Genomic DNA, 19,128 nt, shown 5'->3' on the forward strand with positions numbered 1-19,128 from the left:
CCTCGAGCCCTCGCCGCCCCATGAAAGTCACCCGCATCCGAGCCCTTCGCGGGCCCAATCTCTGGAGCCGCCACACCGCCATCGAAGCGGTCGTGGCCTGCGAAGGCGATGAAAACGCCACCGGCAAGCTGGCCGGCTTCGAAGCCCGCCTGCGCGCGCGCTTCCCGACCATCGGCGAGCTGCATCCCATGGTGCTGGGCCAGCCGCTGGCCCTGGCCCACGTGCTGGAAAACGCCGCCGTGGCGCTGCAGGCCCAGGCCGGCTGCGCCGTCAACTTCGGCCACACCTCGCAGACGCTCGAAGAAGGCGTCTACCAGGTGGTGTTCCAGTACAGCGAAGAGGCCGTGGGCCGCCGCGCCATCGAACTGGCCGAGCAACTGATCGCCGCCGCACAGGCCGACACCCCCTTCGACGCCGACGCCGCCATCACCGAGCTGCGCGACCTGGACGAATCGGAGCGCCTGGGCCCGAGCACCGGCTCCATCGTCGATGCGGCCGTGGCACGCGGCATTCCGTACCGCCGCCTGACGCGCGGCAGCCTGGTGCAGTTCGGCTGGGGTTCCAAGCAGCGCCGCATCCAGGCCGCCGAAATCGACAGCACCAGCGGCGTGGCCGAATCGATCGCGCAGGACAAGGAACTGACCAAGCAGCTGCTCAACGCCGCCGGCGTGCCGGTGCCGCTGGGCCGCCCCGTGTCCAGCGCCGAAGACGGCTGGGCCGCCGCCCACGAGATCGGCCTGCCGGTGGTGGTGAAGCCGCAGGACGGCAACCAGGGCAAGGGCGTCACGGTGAACATCACCACGCGCGAGGAACTGTTCTCGGCCTACGACTCGGCCGCCGTCTACGGCGAGGTGATGGTCGAGAAGTTTCTCCCCGGCTTCGACTTCCGCCTGCTGGTGGTTGGCGACCGACTGGTGGCCGCCGCGCGGCGCGATCCGCCGCAGGTGATCGGCGACGGCGTCCTCACCGTGCGCCAGCTGGTGGACACCGTCAACCTCGACCCGCGCCGCGGCGAGGGCCATGCCACCTCGCTCACCAAGATCCGGCTGGACGACATTGCCGTCGGCCGGCTCGAATCGCAAGGCCTCACGCCCGACAGCGTGCCCGCGCGCGGCCAGCGCGTGGTGCTGCGCAACAACGCCAACCTGTCCACCGGCGGCACCGCCACCGACGTGACCGACACCGTGCACCCCGAAGTGGCGGCGCGCGCCGTCGATGCGGCGCAGATGGTCGGCCTGCATATCTGCGGCGTCGACATGGTCTGCGAGAACGTGCTGCGCCCGCTCGAGGAGCAGCACGGCGGCGTGGTCGAAGTCAACGCCGCGCCCGGCCTGCGCATGCACATCTCGCCCTCGTTCGGCCGCGGCCGCGCGGTGGGCGAAGCAGTGATGGACACCCTGTTCGCCCACGGCGACGACGGCCGCATTCCGGTGGTCGCGGTCACCGGCACCAACGGCAAGACCACCACCGCACGCCTCATCAACCACCTGCTCGCCTCCAGCGGCCTGCGCACCGGCATGACCAACACCGACGGCGTGTATGTCGACGGCCGGCAGACCGACAGCGGCGACTGCAGCGGCCCGAAGAGCGCGCGCAACGTGCTGATGCACCCCGACGTGGACGCGGCCGTGTTCGAGGTGGCCCGCGGCGGCGTGCTGCGCGAGGGCCTGGGCTTCGACCGCTGCGAGGTGGCCGTGGTCACCAACATCGGCAGCGGCGACCACCTGGGGCTGAACTACATCACCACCGTGGAAGACCTCGCGGTGCTGAAGCGCGTGATCGTGCGCAACGTGTCCGCCGACGGCTACGCGGTGCTCAACGCAGGCGACCCGAACGTCGCGGCCATGGCCGCGGGCTGCCCGGGCCACGTGATCTTCTTCACCGCCGACCGCATGCACCCGGTGATGGCCACGCACCGCGCCCAGGGCAAGCGCACCGTGTACGTCGACCAGGACACGCTGGTCGCCGCCGAAGGCTCGTGGCGCGAACGCATCGCGCTGCGCGACGTGCCGATCACGCGCGGCGGCACCATCGGCTTCCAGGTCGACAACGTGATGGCCTCGGTGGCCGCGGCCTGGGCCGTGGGCCTGGACTGGGACACCATCCGCAGCGGCCTGGCCAGCTTCATGAACGACGCGGCCGGCGTGCCCGGGCGCTTCAACGTCATGGACTACCGCGGCGCCACCGTCATTGCCGACTACGGCCACAACACCGACGCCATGCGCGCGCTGGTGTCGGCCGTGGACACGATGCCGGCGAAGAAGCGCTCGGTGGTCATCAGCGGCGCGGGCGACCGCCGCGACTCCGACATCCGCGACCAGACCGCCATCCTCGGCCAAGCCTTCGACGACGTGATCCTGTACCAGGACGCGGCCCAGCGCGGCCGCGCCGACGGCGAGGTGATGGCGCTGCTGCGCCAGGGCCTGCAGGGCGCGGCCCGCACGCGCTACATCGACGAGATCCGCGGCGAGTTCGTCGCCATCGACACCGCGCTGGCGCGCCTGCAGCCCGGGGACCTGTCGCTCATCCTCGTCGACCAGGTCGAGGAAGCGCTCGCTCACCTCGCGCAGCGCATCGCGGCTGGCTGAAGTCCCGCTTGCCGGACACGTCCCACAGAGAGGGGCGCGTCCGGCCCGGACAGAGGGTGCGGCTGTCCCACAGACCCGCCACCCCCACCGACACCACACTGTGGCTCCGGTCACGCACCTCCAGGAGGGCGTGCCCCAACCAGGAGCCCGCATGACAACAACAGTTCGTTCCATCCTTTCCGCCACGGCCCTCTTCGCAGCCAGCGGATTCATCGTGTTCGGCGCGCAGACCGCCGGCGCACAGGCGCCGGGCAGCGATGCCCGCATGCAGAAAGAGCGCGCCGTGTGCGACGGTGTGCAGCAAGACCGCGCGGCATGCCTTCGCGAAGCCGGCGCCGCGAAGCAGGAAGCCGGCCGCAGCGGCCTCACCACACCGAGCCCGGCCCGCGGCCAGGTCAATTCGCTGGCCCGTTGCAGCGAGCAGCCCGGGGCCGACCAGGCCGACTGCGAAGCCCGCATCAAGGGCGGCGCGCGCACCACCACCGAAGGCAGCGTGATGGGGGGCGGCGTGATCCGCGAAACCGTGACGCCGCTGCCGGCGCAGCCCGTGCCGTCGCGTTGAACCCCTTTGACTTCCCAAGGAACACATCATGCAAAGCAAGACCTCGCGTTCGATGATCTTCGCGCTGCTCGCCCTGGGCGGCGTGGCCAGCGCCACCGTGGCCTCGGCCGCCGGCCCGCGCCGCGGTGACGGCGGCACCTACCAGCAGGAGTTGGCCGTGTGCGGCCACAACCAGCAAGACCGTGCCGCCTGCATCCGCGAAGCCGGCGCAGCGCGCCAAGCCGCGGCCCAGGGCGCCCTGACCGGCGCACCCGACTACCGTGCCAACGCCCTGGCCCGTTGCGGCCTGCAGCAACCGGCCGACCGTGCCGACTGCGAAGCCCGGGTGCTGGGCGGCAGCGGCAACACCAGCGCGGCGGTCGAGGGCAGCGTGATGGGCGGCGGCGTGATCCGCGAATCGGTCACCACCACCGTGCGGCCGGCGCGCCCGATGCCGCGGCCCATGCCGATGGAGCGCGCACCCGAGCCGGTGATGGTGCCCATGCCGGCACCGATGCCGATGCGCTGAACGCCCGCAGGCTCCTCCCTTCCGGGTTTGCGCCCGGAAGGCGGGCGATGACCTTGGCTGTCATAAAACCGTCACAAAAGGCGCGGGAGTGCTAGCTATAGTTCTCGGTCCCTGCCTACCGAGGAATCCCTTCCCATGAATGCCATCAAGGTCGCTCGCCGATTCATCGAAACGGACCCGGCCAACGAATCGGCCAAGATCCTGGCCCAGCTCGTCTTGGCGCTGGAGTCCGAACGCAGCTTCGAACTGATCACGCTGTACAACCTCGACTACAAGAGCTTCCAGCTCGCCGTGGACATCCTGAAGGAGTGGCGGCTCGACCGCTACTACGCCAGCAAGTCGAAGCTTTTCGACCTGTCGCTGCAGGTCACCGAGCTCGAGAAGAGCTGAGTTCACCCGGGCACGCCGTGCCCGGTCCCCGTCAGGGCGCGCCCCGCGCTCAGACCATCATCCCGCCCGAGACCTCGATGCGCTGGGCATTCACCCAGCGGTTCCCCTCCCCCAGCAAGCCCGCGATCGCACCGCCGATGTCGTCGGGCCTGCCCGCGCGTCCCAGCGCGGTGAATCCCGCGACCATCGCGTTCACCTGCGGGTTGTCGCGCACCATGCCGCCGCTGAAGTCGGTTTCGATCGCGCCCGGCGCCACCGTGTTCACCGTGATGCCGCGTGCGCCCAGCTCCTTGGCGAGGTAGCGCGTGAGCACTTCCACGCCGCCCTTCATGGCGGCATAAGCGGAGGCGCCCGCCATCGAGAAGCGCGTCAGCCCCGACGACAGGTTGACGATGCGCCCGCCGTCGGCAATCAACGGCAGCAGCTTCTGCGTGAGGAAGTACGTGCCCTTGAAATGGATGTTGAACAGCATGTCGAACTGCGCCTCGGTCGTCTCCTCGAAGCTCGCATGCAGGCCCACGCCGGCGTTGTTCACCAGGAAGTCGAAGCGCTCGCGTTGCCAGGTGGACGCCAGCGCCGCCTTCACGGCTTGCGCGAACGCGGCGAACGCGCTGCTGTCGCCAACGTCGAGCTGAAGGGCGACGGCGCGGCGCCCCTTCGCTTCGATTTCCGACACCACCGCCTGCGCACTGGCTTCGTTCGACACATAGGTCAGGATCACGTCGACGCCGTCTGCGGCGAGCGCCAGCGCGGTGCTGCGGCCCAGCCCGCGGCTGCCGCCGGTGACAAGGGCAATGCGGGAAACGGGTGTGATGGAAGCGGTCATTTCAAAGTCCTCGGTGGATGAATCGATGGATGGACTTTAAAAATTACCGGCAGCAAGATAAATCCCGCAAGGCGATGCACACTGTTGCCCGATTCGATAACAATCCACCACAATGAACACCGACGAATTGCGCATCTTCTCCAGGGTCGCCGAACTCGCGAGCTTCAGCCGCGCCGCCGACCAGCTCGGCCTGACCCGGGCGCGCGTGTCGGTGGCCGTGCAGCAGCTCGAGGAGCGCCTGGGCACGCGGCTGCTGCAGCGCACCACGCGCAGCGTGCGGCTCACCGAGGACGGCGAACGCTTCCTGGCGCGGTGCAAGGACTACCTCGCGGAAGGCGAACAACTGGCCACCCTGTTCCGCTCGAACACCGGCGGCCTGACGGGGCGCCTGCGCATCGACCTGCCCGCCACCGTGGCGCGCGACCTCGTCATTCCGCGCCTGCCCGAATTCCTCGCGCGGCATCCCGCGCTCGAGATCGGCATCAGCACCACCGACCGCCGGGTCGACCTCGTGAACGAGGGCTTCGACTGCGTGCTGCGCGTGGGCGTGCTCGGAGACTCCGAACTCGTCGCACGGCCGCTCGGTGTGATGCGCATGGCCAACGCCGCGAGCCCGGCCTACCTGCAGGCACATGGCACGCCGCACACGCTGGCCGACCTCGCGCAGCACCGCATCGTGCATTTCGCGCAAACCGTCTCGCCGAACGATGCGGGCTGGGAATACTTCGACGCGGCAGCAGGCCGCTACAGGATGCAGCCTGTGCGCGCCACCGTCACGGTGAACGGCACGGACGCCTACAACGCCGCGGCGGTGGCGGGCCTCGGGCTGATCCAGGCGCCTGTCGCGGGCCTGCAGCCTTGCTTCGAGAGAGGTTCGCTCGTGCAGCTGATGCCGGCGTTCACCGCGCGCCCCATGCCGGTGTCGCTGGTGTACGTCAACCGCCGCCAGCTCGCGCCGCGCGTGCTGGCGGTGATGGACTGGCTGACGGAAATCCTCGCGCCCTACTTCACAGAAGAACGCGAGGCCGCTAGCGCCCCCAGCGCAGCACCAGCGGGTCGAGCCGCTTCGCCGTCTCGATCAGGCCGGCGCGCGTCTCGGGGTGCATCGCCGGCAGCGGATGCCGCGGCGCCTCGCAAGCGATCACGCCGCCCTCCTTCATGAGCGACTTGCAGGCCAGCAGGCCCGCCTGGCGGTTCTCGTAGTTGATGAGCGGCAGCCACTGCTGGTACAGCGCGAAGGCCTTGTCGCGGTCGCCCGCGCGGTGCGCCTCGATGATCGGGCGAATGCCGTCCGGGTAGCCGCCGCCGGTCATGGAGCCGGTGGCGCCGGCGTCGAGGTCGGGCATCAGCGTGATGGCTTCCTCGCCGTCCCACGGGCCTTCGATGGCGTCGCCGCCCAGGCGGATCAGCTCGCGCAGCTTGGCGGCCGCGCCGGGCGTCTCGATCTTGAAATACGCGACGTGCTCGATCTCCCTGGCCATGCGCGCCAGGAACGGCGCCGACAGCACCGTGCCGCTGGCCGGTGCGTCCTGGATCATGACGGGGATGCCCACCGCGTCCGACAGCCGCGCATAGAACTCGAAGATCTGGGGTTCGGGCACGCGAAAGGTGGCGCCGTGGTACGGCGGCATCACCATCAGCATGGCCGCGCCCATGTCCTGGGCGCGGCGGCTGCGCTCGGCGCAGACCTGGGTGCTGTAGTGCGTGGTGGTCACGATGACCGGCACGCGGCCTTTCACGTGCTCGAGGATCGTGCGCGTGAGCACCTCGCGCTCTTCGTCGGACAGCACGAACTGCTCCGAGAAATTCGCCAGGATGCAGAGGCCGTCGGAGCCCGCGTCGATCATGAAGTCGACGCAGCGCTTCTGGCTCTCGAGGTCGAGCGCGCCCTGTTCGGTGAAGGTGGTGGGCACCACCGGGAAGATGCCGCGGTATCTGGGGGTCATGGTGAATCGCCGTGGATGTCGGTGGAATGTCAGTGCGAATGGCGCGGCACGGCAGAACCTCTGCAGCCCACCAGAAAGTCGAAGTCGCAGCCCTCGTCGGCCTGCAGCACATGGTTGACGTAGAGCTTCTGGTAGCCGCCGCCGCGCGTGCTCATGGGTTGCGCGTCGGTGCCGGTCAACGACGCCAGGCGCGAGGCCAGCTCTTCGTCGCTGATGTCCAGGTGCAGCCGGCCCGCATCGCAGTCGAGCTCGATCCAGTCGCCGTCGCGCACCGCCGCCAAAGGCCCGCCGTCGGCGGCCTCGGGCGCCACGTGCAGCACCACCGTGCCGTAGGCCGTGCCGCTCATGCGCGCGTCCGAGATGCGCACCATGTCCTTCACGCCCTGGCGCAGCAGCTTGGGCGGCAGGCCCATGTTGCCGACCTCGGCCATGCCGGGGTAGCCCTTGGGGCCGCAGTTCTTCAGCACCATCACGCAGCTCGCGTCGATGTCGAGGTCTTCGTCGACGATGCGTTCCTTGTAGTGCTCCAGGTTCTCGAACACCACCGCGCGGCCGCGGTGCTTGAGCAGCTCGGGCGTTGCGGCCGAGGGCTTCAACACCGCGCCGCGCGGCGACAGGTTGCCGCGCAGGATGCGGATGCCGCCGTCGGCGATCAGCGGGTTGCTCAGCGGGCGGATCACCTCGTCGTCGAGGCTGGGCGCCTCGCGCACGTTGTCCCAGATCGACTGGCCGTTGACCGTGAGCGCACCGGGGTGCGGCAGCAGGCCGTTCTCGCCCAGCCGCCGCAGCACGGCGGGCAGGCCGCCGGCGTAATAGAACTCCTCCATCAGGAAGCGGCCCGAGGGCATCAGGTCGACGATGGTGGGGGTGTGGCTGCCGATGCGCGTCCAGTCTTCCAGCTCCAGCTCGACGCCGATGCGCCCCGCGATCGCCTTCAGGTGGATCACCGCGTTGGTCGAGCCGCCGATGGCCGCGTTCACGCGGATGGCGTTCTCGAAGGCCTCGCGCGTGAGGATCTTCGACAGCGTGAGCCCTTCCTTGGCCATCTGCACCGCGCGCATGCCCGACATCTGCGCGAGCACGTAGCGCCGCGCATCGACCGCCGGAATGGCCGCGTTGTGCGGCAGCGAGGTGCCCAGCGCCTCGGCCATGCAGGCCATGGTGGAGGCCGTGCCCATGGTGTTGCAGGTGCCCGCCGAGCGCGACATGCCGCCTTCGGCCGAAAGGAACTGGTGCAGGTTGATCTCTCCCGCCTTCAGCGATTCGTGCAGCTGCCACACGGCCGTGCCCGAGCCGATGTTCTTGCCGTCGAGCTTGCCGTTGAGCATGGGCCCGCCGGTGACCACGATGGCCGGGATGTCGCAGCTCGCCGCACCCATCAGCAGCGCGGGCGTGGTCTTGTCGCAGCCGGTGAGCAGCACCACCGCATCGACCGGGTTGCCGCGAATGGCCTCCTCCACGTCCATGCTCGCCAGGTTGCGCGTGAGCATGGCGGTGGGCCGCAGGTTCGACTCGCCGTTGGAGAACACCGGAAACTCCACCGGAAAGCCGCCCGCCTCCGAGATGCCGCGCTTCACGTGCTCGGCGATCTTGCGGAAGTGCGCGTTGCACGGCGTGAGCTCCGACCAGGTGTTGCAGATGCCGATGATCGGCCGGCCATCGAACTCGTGGTCCGGAATGCCCTGGTTCTTCATCCAGCTGCGGTACATGAAGCCGTTCTTGTCGGCCGAGCCGAACCATTCGGTGGAGCGCAGTTTCTTCGGGGGGGTCTTGGATGTGGGGTCCGACATGCGGAAGTCCTGATGAAAGCTGGAGAGAGAAAAAAAGAAGTCGTCAGCGGCGCGGCGCACGCGACGTGAAGAAGCGCTGCAACAGGCAGAACACGAACAGCAGCGCGCCGACCACGATGCGCGTCCACCACGAGCTCAGCGTGCCGTCGAAGGAAATCAGCGTCTGGATGATCCCGAGCATCAGCACGCCGAACAGCGTGCCCGCCACGTAGCCCACGCCGCCCGTGAGCAGCGTGCCGCCGATCACCACGGCCGCGATGGCGTCGAGCTCCAGCCCCACCGCATGCAGGCCGTAGCCCGAGAGCATGTAGAAGGTGAAGATCACACCCGCCAGCGCCGAGCAGAAGCCCGAGAGCGTGTACACGCCGATGAGCGTGCGGCGCACCGGCAGGCCCATCAGCATGGCCGAATGCTCGCTGCCGCCGATGGCGTACACCGCGCGGCCGAAGGGCGTGCAGTGCGCGATGAACACCGCCGCCAGCAGCACCACGATGGCGATCACCGCGCTGATCGACACCGAGGCTTCGCCCCAGATCGGAATGCGGATCTGCGAAACCTCCGAATAGAACGCGTTGGTGATGCTGATGGAGTCGATGCTGATCAGGTAGCACAACCCGCGCGCCAGGAACATGCCCGCGAGCGTGACGATGAAGGGCTGCAGCCGGTAGCGCTCGATGAGCAGCCCCATGAACGCCCCGAAGGCCGTGCCCATCGCCAGCACCAGCGGAATGACGATGCCCGGGCTCCAGCCGTGCTTCTCGACCAGCGAGGCCGAGACCATGGTGGTGAGCGCGATCACCGAGCCCACCGACAGGTCGATGCCGCCCGAGAGAATCACGAAGGTCATGCCCACGGCCACGACGATCAGGAAGGCGTTGTCGATCAGCAGGTTGAGGAACACCTGCGCAGAGAAGAAGCCGTCGTAGAACACCGAGCCGAGCGTGGCCACCAGCAGGAACAGCGAAATGGTCGCGGTCAACGGCAGGTACTTCGGATTGAGCCCGTTCCTGCCCTTGCCCCCGGTCTTGCGCCCTCTCCCGCTAGCGGGAGAGGGCTGGGGTGAGGGCCCCCTATCGATCACCGCGCTCATACCTTGGCCCCTTCACCCGCCGGCCGCTGCACCAGCGACCGGATTTCGGCGCGAAACTCCGGCGACTGCAACAGCATCACCGCGAACACCACCCCTGCCTTCACGACCAGGTTGATCTCCGGCGGCACCCCCAGCGAATAGATCGCATAGGTCAGCGTCTGGATGATCAGCGCCCCGATCACGCTGCCCACCAGGCTGAAGCGCCCGCCGGTGAGTGCGGTGCCGCCCAGCGTCACGGCCAGGATCGCATCGAGCTCGATGAGCTGGCCGGCGTTGTTGCCGTCCGCGCTCTTCACGTTGGAGCTGATCAGCAGGCCCGCCACGCCCGCGCAAGCACCGCAGAACGCATAGGCCCCGACCACCAGCCGCCGCGCCTGCACGCCGGCCACGCGTGCCGCCGTCGGATTGATGCCCACCGCCTGGATGAACAGGCCCAGCGCCGTGCGCGTGATCGCCAGGTACAGCAGCACGAACACCGCCGCCACGATGAACAGCGAGAACGGCAGGCCCAGCAGGTAGCCGCTGCCAAGGAAGAAGAAGGGCTTGTAGTAGATGGTGATGATCTGCCCGTCGGCAATCAGCTGCGCGATGCCGCGCCCGGCCACCATGAGAATGAGCGTCGCGATGATGGGCTGCATGCCCACCTTGGCGACCAGCAGGCCGTTCCACAGCCCGCACAGCAGCGCGATGCCGATGGCCGCGGCGATGGCGAGCGACATGGGGAAGCGGCTCACGTCGTTGGCCACCGAGCCCCCGATCATCCAGGCCGCGAGCGACGCCGCAATGGCCACCACCGCGCCCACCGAAATGTCGATGCCGCGCGTGGCGATCACCAGCGTCATGCCCAGCGACACCAGCACCAGCGGCGCCGCGCGGTTCAGGATGTCGATCAGGCTGCCGTAGAGATGGCCGTCGCGCCATTCGAGGTGGAGGAAGCTGGCGTTGAAGGCCGTGTTCACTGCGAGCAGGAGCAGCAGTGTGATGAGGGGCCAGGCGAGGCGATGGCGCATGAGGGATGAAAGGCGGTTCATGTCTTCTGCCTTGCTCCTTCCCCTTCCGGGGGAAGGCTGGGATGGGGGCACGCGGCCTTCGACATCGCGCGAAGGTGAAGGCCGCGCGCCCCCACCCCGACCCTCCCCCGGGAGGGGAGGGAGAAATATCCGGGCTCAATGCAGGAGGCGTTGCCCATGTCTTGCTCCTTCCCCTTCCGGGGGAAGGCTGGGATGGGGGCACGCGGCGCTTGCAATGTGGCAGCGCCTGATCGGCGGGCGCTTGCCCCCACCCCTGCCCTCCCCCGGCGGGGGAGGGAGAAATATCCGGACTCAATGCAGGAGGCGTTGCCCATGTCTTGCTCCTTCCCCTTCCGGGGGAAGGCTGGGATGGGGGCACGCGGCGCTTGCAAGGTGGCAGCGCCTGATCGGCGGGCGCCTGCCCCCACCCCTGCCCTCCCCGAACGGGGAAGGGAGAAAGACAAAAGAAGCTCGTGCGTCATGCGGCCGCAATCATTTCGTAGACCTCGTCCTCGGAAGAGCCCCCCGGCAGCTCCCCCACCTTCTTCCGATCGCGCAGCACCACGATGCGATGCGCCACGCGCACCACCTCGCTCATCTCCGACGAGATGAAGACCACCGCCATGCCCGCGCGCGCAAGCCGCAGGATCTCTTCCATGATTTCCTGCTTCGCCGCCACGTCGATGCCGCGCGTGGGCTCGTCGAGGATCAGCAGGCGCGGCTCGGTGGCGAGCCAGCGCGCGATCATGGCCTTCTGCTGGTTGCCGCCCGAGAGCAGGCCGATGGGGGTTTCGACGCTCGCGGTCTTGATGCCCAGCGACTTGACGAAGCGCTCGGCCATCTCGGTCTGCTCTGCGTGCGACAGAAAGCGCTTGGTACCGAGGCGCGCCTGCAGCGCCAGCGCGATGTTCTCGCGCACCGACAGCTCGGCGACGATGCCGTCCGTCTTGCGCTCCTCGGGGCACAGCGCCAGGCCTTCGCGGATCGCATCGGCCGGGTTCGAGAAACTGACGGACCGCCCGTCCACCTTCAACACGCCACGGTCCGGCAGTTCGAGCCCGAACAGCAGGCGCGCCAGTTCCGTGCGGCCCGCGCCCAGCAAACCCGCGATGCCGACCACTTCTCCGGCGCGCACCCGCAGGTCGGTCGCCTGCAACTGGCCGGCCTGGCCCAGCCCTTCGGCCTGCAGCAATGCCGGCGCGGCCTCGTCGAATGCCGGCAAGGCCGCGGGTCGCGCGGACTGCGCCGCCAGTTCGCGCCCGAGCATGGCGGCAATCAACGCCTGCGGCCCCAGGTCGGCGGCGCGCCACTCGCCGATCCAGCCGCCGTTGCGCAGCACCGTGATGCGGTCCGACACCGCGTACATCTGGTTGAGGAAGTGCGTGACGAACACGATCGCCAGGCCCTCGCCGCGCAAACGCCGCAGCACCTCGAACAGCTTCTCCACCTCGTCGTCGTCCAGGCTCGAAGTGGGCTCGTCGAGGATCAGCACCTTCGACGACACGCCCAGCGCGCGGGCAATGGCCACCATCTGCTGCACCGCCACCGAGTAGCTCGACAGCAGCCGCGTCACGTCGATGTCCAGCCCGATGCGCGCCAGCAGTTCTTCGGCACGCCGGTTCACCAGCGCCCAGTCGATGCGAAAGCCCTGCGCCATGCCGCAGCGCGGATAGCGGCCCGCGAACACGTTCTCCGCCACCGACAGGTTCGGGCACAGATTCACTTCCTGGTAGACCGTGCTGATGCCCAGCTTCTGCGCCTCCAGCGGCGACTGCGGGCGAATGGCCTGCCCGTCGAGAAACATCTCGCCGCCGCTGGACGGGAGCACGCCCGTCAGCACCTTGATGAGCGTCGACTTGCCCGCGCCGTTCTGCCCCATCAGCGCGTGGATCTCGCCGGGGTACAGGCGCAACTGCACGTCGCGCAGCACCGGAATGCCGCCGAACTGCTTGTGGATGCCCCGCAGCTCGAGCACGGGCGATGGGTTGCTGTCAGCCATGCGCGTTCACTTGTTCTTGTTGTAGACGTCGATGAACACCGCCGCCAGCAGCACCAGCCCCTTGATGACCTGCTGGTAGTCGATGCCGATGCCCAGGATCGACATGCCGTTGTTCATCACGCCCATGATGAAGGCGCCGATCACCGCGCCCATCACTCGGCCCACGCCGCCCGAGGCCGACGCACCGCCGATGAAGCAGGCCGCGATCACGTCGAGCTCGAAGCCCAGGCCCGCCTTGGGCGTGGCGGTGTTGAGCCGCGCGGCGAACACCAGGCCCGCCAGCGCCGCGAGCGCGCCCATGTTCACGAAGGTAAGAAAGGCCAGGCGCTGCGTCTTCACGCCCGACAGCCGCGCCGCCTTCTCGTTGCCGCCCAGCGCATAGATGCGCCGGCCGATGGTGGTGCGGTTGGTGACGAAGTCGTACACCACGATCAGCACCGCCATCACGATCAGCACGTTGGGCAGGCCCTTGTAGGTCGACAGCAGGTAGCTGAAGAACAGGATGATGGCCGCGAAGAACAGGTTCTTCACCAGGAAGAAGGCATAGGGCTCCTGCTCCATGCCGTGCGCCTTGAGCTTGGCGCGGCCGCGCAGCTTGAAGAACACCAGCGCCGCGGCCGCCAGCACGCCCACCACCAGCGAGGTGGTGCGCAGCGCGTCGCCACCCAGCGGATCGGGAATGAAGCCCGAGCTCAGCCGCTGGAACTCGACCGGAAACGGCCCCACCGACTGCCCCGCCAGCAGCGCCAGCGTGAGCCCCTTGAACACCAGCATGCCCGCCAGCGTGACGATGAACGACGGGATCTTGCGGAACGCGACGAACCAGCCCTGCGCCGCACCGATGACGGCGCCCGCAAGAATGCTCACGATGGCCGTCGGCACGAAGTGCCATTCGTACTCCACCATCAGCACCGCCGCCAGCGCGCCGATGAAGCCGCACACCGAGCCCACCGACAGGTCGATGTGCCCCGCCACGATCACCAGCAGCATGCCCAGCGCCATGATGACCACGTAGCTGTTCTGCAGCAGCAGGTTGGTGAGGTTCAGCGGCCGCAGCAGCGTGCCGTCGGTCAGCACCTGGAACAGCACCATGATCGCGACCAGGGAGATCAGCATGCCGTACTCGCGCAGGTTGTTCTTCAGGAAACCCGCATGCAGCTTCGGTGCCTCTGCCACAGGCGCAGCGCCCTGCAACGCGTTGACTTCAGGCCGGGACATGGACAGTGCTCCCCGCGCTCACGATGGCGTGCATGATGCGTTCCTGCGAGGCCTCGGCGGCCGTCATTTCGGCGACGAAGCGCCCTTCGTTCATCACGTAGATGCGGTCGCACATGCCTAGCAGTTCCGGCAGTTCCGAAGAGATCATGAGAATGCCTTTGCCCTCGCTCGCGAGCTGGTCGATGATGGTGTAGATCTCGTACTTGGCGCCCACGTCGATGCCGCGCGTGGGTTCGTCCAGTATCAGCAGTTCGGGTTGCGTGAAGAGCCACTTGCTCAGCACCACCTTCTGCTGGTTGCCGCCCGACAGGTTGACCACCAGCTGCTCGACGCCCGAGCAGCGGATGTTGAGCGCCTTGCGGTAGTCGTTGGCCACCTTGAACTCGCGGCCGTTGTCGATCACGGTGCGCTCGGACACGGCGTCCAGGTTGCCCAGCGTGATGTTCTTGCGGATGTCTTCCTCCAGCACCAGCCCCAGGCCCTTGCGGTCTTCGGTGACGTAGGCGATGCCGTGGTCGATGGCCTTGCGCACCGTGCCCACGTCCACCGGCTTGCCGTGCATCAGCACCGAGCCGCTGATGCGCTGGCCGTAGGACTTGCCGAACACGCTCATGGCCAGCTCGGTGCGGCCCGCGCCCATGAGGCCCGCAATGCCGACGATCTCGCCCCGGCGCACCGTCAGGCTCACGCCCTTGATCTGCTCGCGGTCGGCGTGCAGCGCGTGGTGCACGCGCCAGTCGCGCACCTCGAACACGGTCTCGCCGATCTTCGGCGAGCGCTGCGGGTAGCGGTGTTCCATGTCGCGGCCCACCATGCCGCGGATGATGCGGTCCTCGCTGATGGGCTGCGTGCGGCAGTCGATGCTCTCCACGGTGGCGCCGTCGCGCAGCACCGTCACCGAGTCGGCCACCTTGGCAATCTCGTTGAGCTTGTGCGAGATGAGGATCGACGCGATGCCCTGGCGCTTGAGTTCCAGCAGCAGCATCAGCAGCGCGTCGCTGTCCTTCTCGTTCAGGCTGGCGGTGGGCTCGTCGAGGATCAGCAGCTTCACCTCCTTGGCCAGCGCCTTGGCAATTTCCACCAGCTGCTGCTTGCCCACGCCCAGGTCGGTCACCAGCGTGGTGGGCAGCTCTTTCAGCCCCACCTTGGCCAGCAGCTCGCGCGTCTTCGCATAGGCGGCGAACCAGTCGATCACGCCGCGGTGCGCGATTTCGTTGCCGAGAAACAGGTTCTCCGCAATCGACAGCAGCGGCACCAGCGCCAGCTCCTGGTGGATGATGATGATGCCGAGCTTCTCGCTGTCGGCAATGGTCTTGAACCGGCGCTCCTCGCCTTCGAAGTGAATCGCGCCGGTGTAGGAGTCGCACGGGTACACGCCGCTCAGCACCTTCATGAGCGTCGACTTGCCCGCGCCGTTCTCGCCGACCACCGCGTGGATCTCGCCGGCGCGCACGCTGAGGTTGACGTTGCTCAGCGCCTTCACGCCGGGAAAGGTCTTGGTGATGCCGCGCATCTCCAGGATGGCGGCGGCATCGGCGGTGCGGCCGTCGATGCTCACTTGACCTGGCTTTCCTTGTAGTAGCCGCTGTCGATGAGCACCACCTTCCAGTTCGAGGCGTCCACGCTCACCGGCTTGAGCAGGTACGAAGGCACCACCTTGATGCCGTTGTTGTAGGTCTTGGTGTCGTTCACCTCGGGCGTCTTGCCCGAGAGCATGGCGTCGGCCATGGCCACCGTCACCTTGGCCAGCTCACGCGTGTCCTTGAACACGGTCGAGGTCTGCTCCTTGCGCAGGATCGACTTGACCGAAGGCACCTCGGCGTCCTGCCCCGACACGATGGGCATCGGCTGCGAGGCCGAGCCGTAGCCCACGCCCTTCAACGACGACAGGATCCCGATGGACAGGCCGTCGTAAGGCGACAGCACCGCATCGACCCGGTCCTTGGTGTAGTACGCCGACAGCAGGTTGTCCATGCGCGCCTGCGCCACCGCGCCGTCCCAGCGCAGCGTGCCGACCTTGTCCATGCCCATCTGCTTGCTGCGCACCACCAGCTTGCCGCTGTCGATGTAGGGCTTCAGCACCGACAGCGCGCCGTTGTAGAAGAAGAAGGCGTTGTTGTCGTCGGGCGATCCGCCGAACAGCTCGATGTTGAACGGGCCCTTGCCGCTCTTCAGGCCCAGCGCGGCCTCGATGGACTGGGCCTGCAGCACGCCGACCTGGAAGTTGTCGAAGGTGGCGTAGTAGTCGACGTTCTTCGAGCCCTTGATGAGCCGGTCGTACGCGATGACCTTCACGCCCTTGTCGGCAGCCTTCTGCAGCACGTCGGACAGCGTGGTGCCGTCGATGGCCGCGATGACCAGCACCTTGGAGCCCTTGGTCACCATGTTCTCGATCTGCGCGAGCTGGTTGGGAATGTCGTCGTCCGCGTACTGCAGGTCGGTCTTGTAGCCCTTGTCCTTGAAGTACTTGACCATGTTGGCGCCGTCGGCGATCCAGCGCGCCGACGACTTGGTGGGCATCGAGATGGCGATCAGGCCCTTGTCCTGCGCGTGGGCCAGCGGCGTGAAGCCGACGACGGCGAACGCGATGCCCGCGAGCGAGGCCTTGAGGAAGTTGCGTTTCATGGATGTGCTCTCAGTACTTGCGGTTCGGGAATTCCTTGGCGGCGACTTCCATGGGGAAGATGCTCTCCACGGTCACGATGCGCTTGGGCAGCGTCTTGCCGTCCTTGATGTCCTTCACCGCCTGCATCAGCTGCGGCCCGAGCAGCGGGCTGCATTCCACCGACACGTTGAGCTTGCCGGCGATCATGGCTTCGAAGGCGCCCTTCACCCCGTCGATGGAGATGATGGTGATGTCCTTGGCGGGCTTCAGGCCTGCCTCCTCGATCGCCTGGATGGCGCCGATGGCCATGTCGTCGTTGTGCGCGAACAGCACGTTGATCTTCTTGCCGTCGGCCTTCAGGAAGGCTTCCATCACCTCCTTGCCCTTGGCGCGCGTGAAGTCGCCGGTCTGCGAGCGGATGATCTTGAACTTGGGGTCGGCCTTGATGATTTCCTCGAAGCCCTTCTTGCGGTCGATGGCCGGCGCCGAGCCCACGGTGCCCTGCAGCTCGACGATGTTCACGTCGCCCTTCTGGTCCTTCATCTTCTCGACCAGCCAGCGTCCGGCCTTGCGGCCTTCCTCGGTGAAGTCAGAGCCCATGAAGGTCACGTAGAGCGTGTCGTCCTTGGTGCTCACCGAGCGGTCGGTCAGCACCACCGGGATCTTGGCGGCCTTGGCCTCGCGCAGCACGGTTTCCCAGCCCGACTCGACCACGGGCGAGAAGGCGATCACGTCGACCTTCTGCGCAATGTAGGAGCGGATGGCCTTGATCTGGTTTTCCTGCTTCTGCTGCGCGTCGGAGAACTTCAGCTCGATGCCGGCGTCCTTGGCGGACGACTTGATCGACTCGGTGTTGGCCGTGCGCCATTCGCTCTCGGCGCCCACCTGGGCGAAGCCCAGCACGAGCTTCTTCTGCGCGAAGACGGAGGCGGGCAGCATGCTGCCGATGGCGGCGGCTGCGAGGGCGGTGTTGAGGGTGCGGCGATTCATGGTCATGGGATGTCTCCTTCTTGATGTCTCGAGGACTTTGGCTGTGGTGCCGATTGGCTGTTGCAATGAAACCCCGTGCGGTCAGGCCAGCATGTAGCCGGTCTTCACCGTCGTGTAGAACTCCGAGGCGTGGCGTCCTTGTTCGCGCGGCCCGTAGCCCGACCCCTTGCGGCCGCCGAAGGGCACGTGGAAGTCCACCCCCGCGGTCGGCAGATTGACCATCGTCATGCCGACCACGGCATGGCGCCTGAAATGCATGGCGTGCTTCAGCGAGTTGGTGCAGATGCCCGCACACAGCCCGAAAGGCGTGTCGTTGCACAGCGCCAGCGCATGCTCGTAGTCGTCGGCGCGCAGCACGCAGGCCAGCGGGCCGAAGATTTCCTCGCGCGCGATTCGGTGCGAGGGCTTGGCCAGGAACAGCGCGGGGCTCATGTAGTGGCCCGGCGTGGCGCGCTGCAGCGCTTCGCCGCCCCACACGTGCTCCGCACCCTCGTCGCGCGCGATGCCGACCCAGGCCAGGTTCTGAGCCAGGCGCTCTTCGTCGGCCACGGGCCCGATGTCCACGCCGCGCTCCAGCGCGTGGCCGATGTTCAATGCCTTCAGGCGCTGGCGCAGCCTGGCGACGAAGGCGTCGTGCACCGGCGCCTCGACGATGAGCCGGCTCGACGCGGTGCAGCGCTGGCCGGCGGAGAAGTAGGCGCCCTGCACCGCGCAATCGACGGCGCGGTCGAGGTCGGCGTCGGCCAGCACCACCAGCGCGTTCTTGCCGCCGGTTTCAAGCTGCACCTTGGCACGCCGCGTGGCGGCCGCCTGCAGCACGCGTTCGCCGTTGGCGGCCGAGCCCGTGAAGCTCAGCGCATCGACCAGCGGGCTGTCGACCAGCGCCTGCCCCACCTCGCGGCCGCTGCCCATCACGAGGTTGAACGCACCGGCCGGCAAGGCCGCGCGGCTGATGATCTCGGCCAGCGCCCAGCCGCAGGCCGGCACCAGCTCGGCCGGCTTGAACACCACGCTGTTGCCGTGCGCCAGGGCTGGCGCGATCTTCCAGGCGGGAATGACGAAGGGCGAGTTCCACGGCGTGATGAGCCCGACCACGCCCACGGGCTCGCGCGTGACGTCGACCTGCACGCCCGCGCGCACAGAGGCCACGTGCTCGCCGCCACCGCCGCCTGCACTCGCGCGAATGGCTTCGCCCGCGAAGAACTTGAACACCTGGCCCGCGCGCGCCACCTCGGCCACCGCCTCGGGCAGCGTCTTGCCCTCCTCACGCGCCAGCAGCAGGCCCAGATCGTCCTTGCGGGCGAGCAGCTCGGCGCCGATGCGGTCGAGCACGTCGGCGCGCCGCTGCGGCGTGCTGTGGCTCCAGTGGGGAAAGGCCTCGGTGGCCGCGCGGACGGCGAGCTCGGCCTGGCGGCGGTCGGCGCGTGCGTATTCGGCCACCACTTCGCTGGTGTCCGAGGGATTGGCGCTCACACCCGTGGTCGCGCTGGTTTCCCAGCGGCCATTGATGTACTGCCGCACGTTCTGATGGATCTCGCCGTGAATCACCGGGGCGCGGACCTTGTCTCTGTTGTTCTGGATGTGCAGGCAGTCTAGGAACAGAATT

At 67.9% G+C, this 19,128-nt stretch carries 15 protein-coding genes and 1 pseudogene; 5 read left to right on the top strand and 11 right to left on the bottom strand.

Annotation, left to right across the window (positions count from 1 at the left end; all coding sequences use genetic code 11):
* The first annotated feature begins 20 nt into the window (after positions 1–20).
* The 4 genes from cphA to AC1DJH_RS19640 all read left to right on the top strand — a co-directional run bounded on the left by cphA (position 21) and on the right by AC1DJH_RS19640 (position 4,048).
* Entirely contained in the window at positions 21–2,588 is a 2,568-nt protein-coding gene (gene cphA / locus AC1DJH_RS19625; protein ID WP_478186842.1) for a cyanophycin synthetase, read from the top strand.
* A gap of 151 nt (positions 2,589–2,739) precedes the next feature.
* Positions 2,740–3,150, top strand: a complete 411-nt coding sequence (locus AC1DJH_RS19630; protein WP_478186843.1) for a hypothetical protein — start codon at positions 2,740–2,742, stop codon at positions 3,148–3,150.
* 28 nt (positions 3,151–3,178) lie between these two features.
* Positions 3,179–3,658 (top strand): hypothetical protein, encoded by a 480-nt coding sequence (locus tag AC1DJH_RS19635; protein ID WP_435482686.1) that lies wholly within the window; start codon positions 3,179–3,181, stop codon positions 3,656–3,658.
* A gap of 135 nt (positions 3,659–3,793) precedes the next feature.
* A complete protein-coding gene (locus AC1DJH_RS19640) occupies positions 3,794–4,048 on the top strand; it encodes a hypothetical protein (RefSeq protein WP_478186844.1) in 255 nt (84 codons plus the stop codon).
* Positions 4,049–4,097: 49 nt separating this feature from the next.
* Here the strand turns inward: AC1DJH_RS19640 and AC1DJH_RS19645 are convergent, their stop codons facing one another.
* Positions 4,098–4,874, bottom strand: a complete 777-nt coding sequence (locus AC1DJH_RS19645) for an SDR family NAD(P)-dependent oxidoreductase (RefSeq protein ID WP_472117428.1) — start codon at positions 4,872–4,874, stop codon at positions 4,098–4,100.
* 112 nt (positions 4,875–4,986) lie between these two features.
* Between AC1DJH_RS19645 and AC1DJH_RS19650 the strand changes: the two are divergent.
* Positions 4,987–5,853: pseudogene (locus AC1DJH_RS19650) on the top strand (LysR family transcriptional regulator); the annotation flags it as partial.
* 49 nt (positions 5,854–5,902) lie between these two features.
* Here AC1DJH_RS19650 and AC1DJH_RS19655 read toward each other — a convergent pair.
* The 10 genes from AC1DJH_RS19655 to AC1DJH_RS19700 form a co-directional block, all read right to left on the bottom strand.
* Complete coding sequence (locus tag AC1DJH_RS19655) at positions 5,903–6,820, bottom strand: dihydrodipicolinate synthase family protein (protein ID WP_435494095.1); 918 nt, start codon at positions 6,818–6,820, stop codon at positions 5,903–5,905.
* Between the two features lie 29 nt (positions 6,821–6,849).
* Entirely contained in the window at positions 6,850–8,610 is a 1,761-nt protein-coding gene (locus tag AC1DJH_RS19660; RefSeq protein WP_435482683.1) for an IlvD/Edd family dehydratase, read from the bottom strand.
* Between the two features lie 43 nt (positions 8,611–8,653).
* Positions 8,654–9,700, bottom strand: a complete 1,047-nt coding sequence (gene yjfF / locus AC1DJH_RS19665; protein WP_478186845.1) for a galactofuranose ABC transporter, permease protein YjfF — start codon at positions 9,698–9,700, stop codon at positions 8,654–8,656.
* Complete coding sequence (locus AC1DJH_RS19670; protein ID WP_472117440.1) at positions 9,697–10,731, bottom strand: ABC transporter permease; 1,035 nt, start codon at positions 10,729–10,731, stop codon at positions 9,697–9,699. Before AC1DJH_RS19670 ends, yjfF begins: the two co-directional genes overlap by 4 nt.
* A gap of 457 nt (positions 10,732–11,188) precedes the next feature.
* Positions 11,189–12,709 (bottom strand): sugar ABC transporter ATP-binding protein, encoded by a 1,521-nt coding sequence (locus AC1DJH_RS19675; protein WP_478186846.1) that lies wholly within the window; start codon positions 12,707–12,709, stop codon positions 11,189–11,191.
* A 6-nt stretch (positions 12,710–12,715) separates the two neighbouring features.
* Complete coding sequence (gene mmsB / locus AC1DJH_RS19680; RefSeq protein ID WP_435482679.1) at positions 12,716–13,927, bottom strand: multiple monosaccharide ABC transporter permease; 1,212 nt, start codon at positions 13,925–13,927, stop codon at positions 12,716–12,718.
* Positions 13,914–15,440, bottom strand: coding sequence for a multiple monosaccharide ABC transporter ATP-binding protein (gene mmsA, locus AC1DJH_RS19685; protein ID WP_478186995.1), 1,527 nt, complete (start codon positions 15,438–15,440; stop codon positions 13,914–13,916). Before mmsA ends, mmsB begins: the two co-directional genes overlap by 14 nt.
* Positions 15,441–15,481: 41 nt before the next feature.
* The gene (chvE, locus tag AC1DJH_RS19690) at positions 15,482–16,552 is read right to left on the bottom strand and encodes a multiple monosaccharide ABC transporter substrate-binding protein (protein ID WP_478186847.1); all 1,071 of its coding nucleotides are present in this window, start codon (positions 16,550–16,552) and stop codon (positions 15,482–15,484) included.
* 10 nt (positions 16,553–16,562) lie between these two features.
* Complete coding sequence (locus tag AC1DJH_RS19695; RefSeq protein WP_478186848.1) at positions 16,563–17,528, bottom strand: ABC transporter substrate-binding protein; 966 nt, start codon at positions 17,526–17,528, stop codon at positions 16,563–16,565.
* A gap of 75 nt (positions 17,529–17,603) precedes the next feature.
* Entirely contained in the window at positions 17,604–19,070 is a 1,467-nt protein-coding gene (locus tag AC1DJH_RS19700) for an aldehyde dehydrogenase family protein (protein ID WP_478186849.1), read from the bottom strand.
* Positions 19,071–19,128 lie beyond the last annotated feature (58 nt).

Source organism: Variovorax sp. 10N412 (assembly GCF_056394985.1).